Here is a 7,175-nt window from a genome sequence, read left to right as displayed (position 1 = left end):
CGAGGGGCGCGACCGGGCCGCTGCCGACAGCGGCAGCGGCGGAGCGACCGGACTGGAGGAGGTCATCGCGGCGCTGCAGCAGGCGCGCGTCGAGACGCTCCTGCTGGACGGGCGCATGCTCGACGACGAACGCACGCTGCTCGCGCTCGACGCACCGCCGTGGGTCGCCGGCGACGAATCGGAGAGCCTCGGCGCCGACGTCGTCGCGCGGGTGCACGCGGCCGAGGCGCTGGCGCGTGCAGCGATCCTCACGGACGCGCGCGTGCTGGTGGAGGACGATGAGCCGACGGCAGAGGATGCGCCGCGCGAGAGCCGAGCCGTGCGGGACCCCGTGGCGGTGCTGCGCTGGGCGGACGACGCTGAGGCGAGCGATGCGAGCTGATCACGAACCGCCCCGGGCGATCGTGACCGGATCGGACTCCGGCATCGGCCGCGCGCCGGCCGGCGCGCTCGCCGCGGCGGGCCACGACGTCGCCGTCACATGGCACACGGACCGCGAAGGGGCGGAGCAGACGGCGGCGGAGGTGCGCGGTCACGGCGCGAGGGCGATCGTCGCTCAGCTCGACGTGACCGACATCCCGGCGTGCGGTGACGCCGTCGATGCGATGATCGGCGAACTCGGCGGTCTCGACGTCTTCGTCAACAACGCAGGCATCGGCACCCACACGCCGTTCCTCGACATCTCGCTCGGCGAATGGAACCGCGTCTTCGACACCGATCTGACTGGTGCCTTCGTGTGCCTGCAGCGGGCCGCGCGTGCGATGGTCACGGCGGGCCGCGGCGGGAGGCTGATCGCGGTGACGAGCGTTCACGCGCACCAGCCCATGGTCGGCTACAGCGCCTACGACGCCGCCAAGCACGGTCTGAGCGGGCTCATGAAGAACCTCGCGCTCGAGCTCGGCTCCCACGGCATCACTGCTGTGAATGTCGCACCGGGAGCCATCGCGACGTCCGCGTCCGGTGACAGCGGCGCCGATCCGAAGCAGATCGATCGACCGGGCATCCCGCTGGGACGCCCGGGCGACGCCCGCGAGGTCGCGGCGCTCATCGCGTTCCTGGCGTCGCCGGAGGCCGCATACATCTCCGGCACGACGCTGGTCATCGACGGCGGCATGCTTCAGATGGGGCCGCAAGCCGGAGCGGCCATCACATCACACGACTGGCGGACGGTCTGAACGTCCTCGGGCCGCCCACTCGCTGAGCCGGCGGATGAGCAGTCGATGGCCCGCGGATTCGTACGATCGCTCGTCGTGACCGAGCACGTCCACGGCGACGCGTGACACCCCGACCTCGCGCACCCACGCGGCAGGCTCCGCCGATCCGTCGCCGGAGTGGGTCGCCACGATCCGGCGGGTGCCGATGCCCTGCAGGCGGCAGTAGCGTTCATCGTCGAGGGTGAAGTCGGGAATCTCCGTGCCGTCAGGCATCGGCGCGCCGGTGACGTCCGTGCGCCCGAACGGCGGATGGTGTGAGAGGCCCGGCAGCCAGACGGCGCCGATCGCGGCGGCCCATTCGGGATAATCCCGCAGCGATGCGACAGCGCAATGCAGCGCCAGCACGCCGATGCCGCGGTCGAGTGCCGTCGCGAGACCGAGCAGTGAATCCTCCGGCGGCGCTGCGACCGGCTGCTCCGCGCGCCACGGGTCGCCGGCGTTCACGACGAGAAGATCGCTGGCGCCCAGCGAGCGCATGGCGCGATCGACGTCGTCGTCGATGCTCACATCGAAACCAGAATCGGACAGGATCTCGGCGATGAGCGGACTCGTACGCGTGAACGGATGCCACGGGTCGGCGTACCGTCCCGTCCCGCTCGCGATCAGTGCATGCACGGGTTCTCCTTCGACGCCTCACGTTCTGCCGTGTCCGACACTACCGGCGCGCGGCGCGACCGACTCGCGCGGCGATGTCAACCCCCGGCCGTCATCGGCGCACGACGTCCAGAATGAGGTTCCACGACGACGAGTTCCACGACGATGCACAGGAGGCGCCATGTCCGATCCCCGCGCGATTCCCGATGAGGAGCGACCGTTCATCCCCGAAGAGCGGATCCCGCCGAAGGAGACCACCGACTTCGACGCCGGCAGTGCCGACGCCGGCAGTGCCGACGCCGACAGTGCCGACGCCGACAGTGCCGACGCCGACAGTGCCGACTCAGTCGACGTCGAAAGCGGGCCGGAACCCGCCGACGGCGACGAATGACGATCGGCGGCACGACGACAGGCGGGCGCCGATGCCTTCCGGGGCGACCCGTGAACGGTTCGCAGCCCTGAGCAACGCGTTCCGAGCCCCGCGTCTGCTGTTCGCGGCGAAGGCCGCCCTCGCGGTGGGGATCGCGTGGGCGCTCGCGCCGCACATGCCCGGCGTGACGGACGAGTATCCGTACTACGCCCCGCTCGGTGCGCTGCTGAGCATGTACCCGACGTTGATGGAGTCGGCCAAGTCGGGTCTGCAGACCCTGATGGGCCTCGCCGTCGGCATCGGGCTCGCGCTCGCCGTGGTCGTCACCGTCGGGCCCAACTGGTGGACGATACCCCTCGTCGCAGGCGTGGGCGTGCTGCTCTCGGGCACGGGCTGGTTCGGCGTGGGGCGGGAGTACGTGCCGATAGCGGCGCTGTTCGTGCTGATCATCGGCGGTCAGAACTCCGACGATTACTCGCTGGGATATCTCACCCAGATGGCGGTCGGGGTGGCCGTCGGGCTCGCGGTCAACCTGCTGATCCTTCCTCGAGTGCTCACCGGTGTCGCGGCAGCGCGCGTCGACGACTTCCGTACCCAGCTCGCGAGGCACCTGCACGAGATCGGTGAAGCGGTGTCGGAATCGTGGCCTCCGGAGCGTGACGGGTGGGTGCGCGATGCCTCGGCCCTCGCCGACACGTCGCGTGACGTGCGGCAGGCGCTGGACGAGGCCGACGCCAGCCGGAAGGGCAATCCCCGAGCGATGCGGGGACGGCACGACACGGGCGAGGTGCACGACCGTCTCGAGGCGCTCGAGCTGATCGCCGTGCGCATACGCGACATCTCCGACGCCCTCGCCGACGCCATCTGGGAGCGACCGGGCGGACTGGGGCTGAATCCGACGCTGGCGGAGCCTCTGAGCGAGGCCTGCAGGCGGGTCGCCGACTGCATCGAACAGGATGAGGACGACAGTGCGGACGCGCACAGGTCGCGCGAGAACGCCGCGAGAGCGGTGCGGATGCTGCTGGACGAGGTGGATCAGGTCGCCGTCAGCTCCGGCCGCACCATCGGTCCCGGCGTCCTCATCTGCATGCACCTGCGGCGCATCCTCCTGCTCCTTCGCGCGCGTGAATGATCCGGCACCGGGGAGCACGCACGATCGCGCATGACGCAGCCCCCGTCAAGCCCCCTGACACGAGTGCGGCGTCACGTGCTGAATGGAACGACAACCGACAAGTGAGGAGAATCTCATGGCGCAGATCATCGAGACCATCGACGTGGACGTCCCCGTCAGCGTGGCGTACAACCAGTGGACCCAGTTCGAGAGCTTCCCGGAGTTCCTCGATGAGGTGGTGTCGCTGACGCAGGTCACCGACACTCTCACCCGTTGGAAGGTCAACGTGGGGGGTGTGGAGCGCGAGTTCGACGCGGAGATCACGGAGCAGCATCCCGACGAGCGTGTGGCGTGGACGAGCACGGGCGGCGATACCGCGCACGGGGGAGCGGTGACATTCCATAAACTCACCGACACGTCGACCCGCGTGAGCGTGCAGCTCGACTGGGAGCCGAGCGGGCTCGTGGAGAGCGTGGGCGCGGCCCTCGGCGCGGGATCTCACGCGGTCAAGAAGGACCTCAAGAACTTCAAGGAGTTCATCGAGAGCCGAGGCGCGGAGACCGGTTCGTGGAGGGGCGACGTCGAGAACTGAGCGGGCGTTCGAGACAGCATCCGCCATGCGCTACGGTCAGCGTATGGGTTCGATTCAGTACGGCGGGTCAGAGGATCCGATCCACATCGAGGACCGCGCTCTGGCGCACCTCAAGGTCGTCATCGCGACCAAGCTCCGTCGCCAGGAGTCCTTCACCCTGTCGTGGAAGCATCCTGAGGGCGAGGCAGCCGGACGGTCGACGATCTGGGTCCACCCGTCGATCCCGTTGCGGTTCGTGTTCGATGAGCCCGAGGCCGCACCGCTGAACCCCCGGTGGATCGAAGAACTCATGCACACGGCGAACTCGACGGGTGGCATCACCCTCGTCGATGAGGTGCTCGAGACACAGGACTGAGCCCCGCAGCCGCATCAGCGCGCTGTCAAGGGGCATCGCGCCGCGGCGGTGACGGCCCAGAGTGTGGGGATGGCCACACGCTCATGGACCTTCGCGCTCCGGCGGATCCTCCGCGCGTTCGCCGCGGACGGATGCGCTGACGTCGCCGCGAGTCTCGCGTTCTACGCCCTCCTCGCGCTTCTGCCGGCCACGATGGTCGGGTTCTCGCTGCTCAGCGTGCTCGGCCGCGACGACGAGACCGCACGGCTGCTGCTCGACGTCGTGCGCGCGGTGGCTCCTGAGGAAGCGGCAGACGGGGTCGGGGACTTCCTCCGCGAGCTCGCCGATCTGCGGATGTCGGGCCTGCTGCTCGTGTTCGGCGTGCTGCTCTCGATCTGGTCGATGGGACGCTATGTCGCCGTGCTCGGCCGCGGCATGAACCGGATCTACGGCGTGCAGGAGGGGCGGCCCATCTGGACGCTCAAGCCGACCCAGCTCGCCATCGCCGTGGTCGCCATCCTGTGCGCGGCGATCGCTGTCCTGCTCATCGTCGGCTCAGGGCCCGTCGCGCAGGCGCTGGGAGACGCGTTCGGGATCGGCGAAGCCGTTCTCCTCGTCTGGCGCATCGCGAGATGGCCGCTGCTGGTGCTGCTCGTGGTGTTCGTCGTCGCGTTCCTCTACTACTACACACCGAACATCCGGCCGCCGCGCTTCCGTTGGATGAGCCTCGGCGCCGCGGTCGCGATCGTCGTGCTCGCTGTCGCATCCGCCGGTTTCGGCATCTACATCGCCGGCTTCTCGAACTACGACCGCATCTACGGATCATTCGCCGGAGTCATCGTGTTCGCCCTGTGGATGTGGATAGCGAACATGGCGCTGCTCGTCGGAGTGGAGTTCGATGCGGAGGTGGAGCGCATCCGCGAGCTCCGCGCAGGGGTGCCCGCCGAGACCCAGGTGCAGCTTCCCCTGCGCGATGCTCGTCGGATCGCGAAGACGGTGCACAGGGACAGAACAGACGAGGCCAGGGCCCGTCGGATACGCGCCGACGAGGAGGAACCGGGACATACCCCATGAGCACGGGGCGGTGTCAAGGGCCGTGATCCCATCTCGAACCGACTCTAGGTTGGGGCGATGACGAAACCGACCGAAGCGCCCTCACGACTGCGGCGTGCGATCACCGGGCCCATGCTGTTCGCCTTCATCCTGGGCGACGTGCTCGGTGCAGGGATCTACGCCCTCATGGGCGTGCTCTCGGCCGAAGTGGGCGGGATGCTGTGGGCCCCGCTGCTGCTGGCCCTGCTGCTCGCGCTGCTGACGGCGGGCTCGTACGCCGAACTCGTCACGAAGTATCCGCGTGCCGGAGGCGCGGCGGTCTTCGCCGAGCGCGCGTTCCGCAGCCGCATCGTCTCGTTCCTCGTCGGCTTCAGCATGCTCGCGGCCGGGGTGGTGAGCGCAGCCGGACTCGCGATCGCGTTCGCAGGCGACTATCTCCAGACCTTCCTCCCCGTCCCCGCGATCCCCGCCGCGATGGTGTTCCTCGTCATCGTCGGTGCGATCAACGCGCGTGGTATCCGGGAGTCGATGGGGGCGAACCTCGTGATGACGGCGATCGAGCTGAGCGGACTCGTGATCGTCATCGCGGTCGTCGGATTCTTCGTCGCGGGCGGCGGCGGAGACGCATCGCGCGTGATGCAGGCTCCGGAGGACACCGGCGTCGGGGTGGCGGTGCTGGGCGGTGCGATCATCGCGTACTACTCGTTCGTCGGCTTCGAGACCTCGGCGAACGTGATCGAGGAGGTCAAGGAGCCGTCGAGGTCGTATCCGAAGGCGCTGTTCGCGGCTCTTCTCACGGCCGGCGCCGTGTACGTGCTCGTGGGGCTGGCCAGCGCGGTGGCGCTTCCCCCGGAGGAGCTGCAGCAGTCCAGCGGACCTCTTCTCGCCGTCGTCGAGGCGACCGGAGTAGGTGTGCCGTCCTGGCTGTTCAGCCTGATCGCGCTGATCGCCGTCGCCAACGGCGCATTGCTCACCATGATCATGGCCAGCAGGCTCACGTACGGCATGGCGCAGCAGGGGCTGCTGCCCGACGGCCTCGGACGGGTACTGCCGGACAGGAGGACCCCCTGGGTGGCGATCCTGGCGACGAGCGTGGTGGCGATGCTGCTGACGCTGATCGGCGATCTCGCGACGCTCGCCGAGACCGTGGTCCTGCTGCTGCTGTTCGTCTTCCTCAGCGCCAACGTCTCCGTGCTCGTGCTGCGGCGGGACCGGGTCGAGCACGATCACTTCCGCGTCTGGACGTTCATTCCCGTGCTCGGCATCGGCTCGTGCATCCTGCTGCTGACCCAGCAGCGCGCCGTCGTATGGCTCTTCGGCGCCGCACTGCTGCTGGTCGGTCTGGGGCTGTTCGCACTCGCGCAGTGGGCGCGGCGTCGAAACGGGGCGGCACATGACACATGAGTCGGACGTCGTGCTGTCGCGGATCTCGCCGGCGGACGCCGGTGAGGTGCTCACGGTGCAGCGAGCCGCGTTCGTCTCCGAGGCACTGATCTACGGCACGCCCGACATGCCACCGCTCACGCAGACGCTCGACGAGCTGCGCGCCGAGTTGGCGGATGCGAACGGCTGGGTGGCGAGGATCGGACCACGATTAGTCGGAGCGATCCGCGTGAGGGAGACCGACGATCTGCTGCTCATCGGACGGATCGCCATCGCGCCCGACATGCAGGGCGCGGGAATCGGGAGGGCGCTGCTCGAGGCGGCCGAACACGACTCGCGCGCACCGGAGGCGGAGCTGTTCACGGGCAGCCTGAGCGAGGCCAACGTGCGACTGTACGAGAGCTGCGGCTACCGGGTCACTGAGCGCGTCGAGCAGGACGACGGCACGGCTCAGCTCTTCATGCGCAAGCGTCTCGACCCCGGGCTGGCGTGAGCTCTATACCCGCCGGGAAGTCGACGGTCAA

The 7,175-nt window shown here is 69.0% G+C and carries 9 protein-coding genes and 1 pseudogene; 9 read left to right on the top strand and 1 reads right to left on the bottom strand.

The window, feature by feature from the left end; genetic code table 11:
* Positions 1-382, top strand: a pseudogene (locus ACNPNP_RS13055) (hypothetical protein); the annotation flags it as partial.
* Positions 372-1,175 carry an SDR family oxidoreductase gene (locus tag ACNPNP_RS13050; protein ID WP_448966468.1) on the top strand — a complete coding sequence of 268 codons (804 nt, stop codon included), beginning with the start codon at positions 372-374 and terminating at the stop codon, positions 1,173-1,175. The pseudogene ACNPNP_RS13055 and the gene ACNPNP_RS13050, both read left to right, overlap by 11 nt.
* On the opposite strand, the gene ACNPNP_RS13045 is transcribed toward ACNPNP_RS13050, so the two are convergent.
* Positions 1,152-1,829 carry a ThuA domain-containing protein gene (locus ACNPNP_RS13045; RefSeq protein ID WP_448966467.1) on the bottom strand — a complete coding sequence of 226 codons (678 nt, stop codon included), beginning with the start codon at positions 1,827-1,829 and terminating at the stop codon, positions 1,152-1,154. The genes ACNPNP_RS13050 and ACNPNP_RS13045 overlap by 24 nt on opposite strands.
* 160 nt (positions 1,830-1,989) lie before the next feature.
* Here ACNPNP_RS13045 and ACNPNP_RS13040 point away from each other — a divergent pair, with 160 nt between their 5' ends.
* From ACNPNP_RS13040 to ACNPNP_RS13010, 7 genes are all read left to right on the top strand, one after another.
* Positions 1,990-2,199 (top strand): hypothetical protein, encoded by a 210-nt coding sequence (locus ACNPNP_RS13040; protein ID WP_448966466.1) that lies wholly within the window; start codon positions 1,990-1,992, stop codon positions 2,197-2,199.
* A 31-nt stretch (positions 2,200-2,230) separates the two neighbouring features.
* Positions 2,231-3,310 carry an FUSC family protein gene (locus ACNPNP_RS13035; protein WP_448966465.1) on the top strand — a complete coding sequence of 360 codons (1,080 nt, stop codon included), beginning with the start codon at positions 2,231-2,233 and terminating at the stop codon, positions 3,308-3,310.
* A 115-nt stretch (positions 3,311-3,425) separates the two neighbouring features.
* Positions 3,426-3,881, top strand: coding sequence for an SRPBCC family protein (locus tag ACNPNP_RS13030; protein WP_448966464.1), 456 nt, complete (start codon positions 3,426-3,428; stop codon positions 3,879-3,881).
* Positions 3,882-3,924: 43 nt separating this feature from the next.
* Positions 3,925-4,236, top strand: a complete 312-nt coding sequence (locus ACNPNP_RS13025; protein WP_448966463.1) for a DUF7882 family protein — start codon at positions 3,925-3,927, stop codon at positions 4,234-4,236.
* 69 nt (positions 4,237-4,305) lie between these two features.
* Positions 4,306-5,289, top strand: coding sequence for a YihY/virulence factor BrkB family protein (locus ACNPNP_RS13020; RefSeq protein ID WP_448966462.1), 984 nt, complete (start codon positions 4,306-4,308; stop codon positions 5,287-5,289).
* Positions 5,290-5,346: 57 nt separating this feature from the next.
* Positions 5,347-6,672 carry an APC family permease gene (locus tag ACNPNP_RS13015; RefSeq protein ID WP_448966461.1) on the top strand — a complete coding sequence of 442 codons (1,326 nt, stop codon included), beginning with the start codon at positions 5,347-5,349 and terminating at the stop codon, positions 6,670-6,672.
* Positions 6,662-7,144, top strand: a complete 483-nt coding sequence (locus ACNPNP_RS13010; RefSeq protein ID WP_448966460.1) for a GNAT family N-acetyltransferase — start codon at positions 6,662-6,664, stop codon at positions 7,142-7,144. The genes ACNPNP_RS13015 and ACNPNP_RS13010 overlap by 11 nt, the downstream gene beginning before the upstream one ends.
* The last annotated feature ends 31 nt before the right edge of the window (positions 7,145-7,175 follow it).

The organism is Microbacterium xerophyticum (assembly GCF_053543555.1).
The sequence above is the reverse complement of the archived record's forward strand: the minus strand, read 5'-3'. Positions and strand labels throughout refer to the sequence as shown.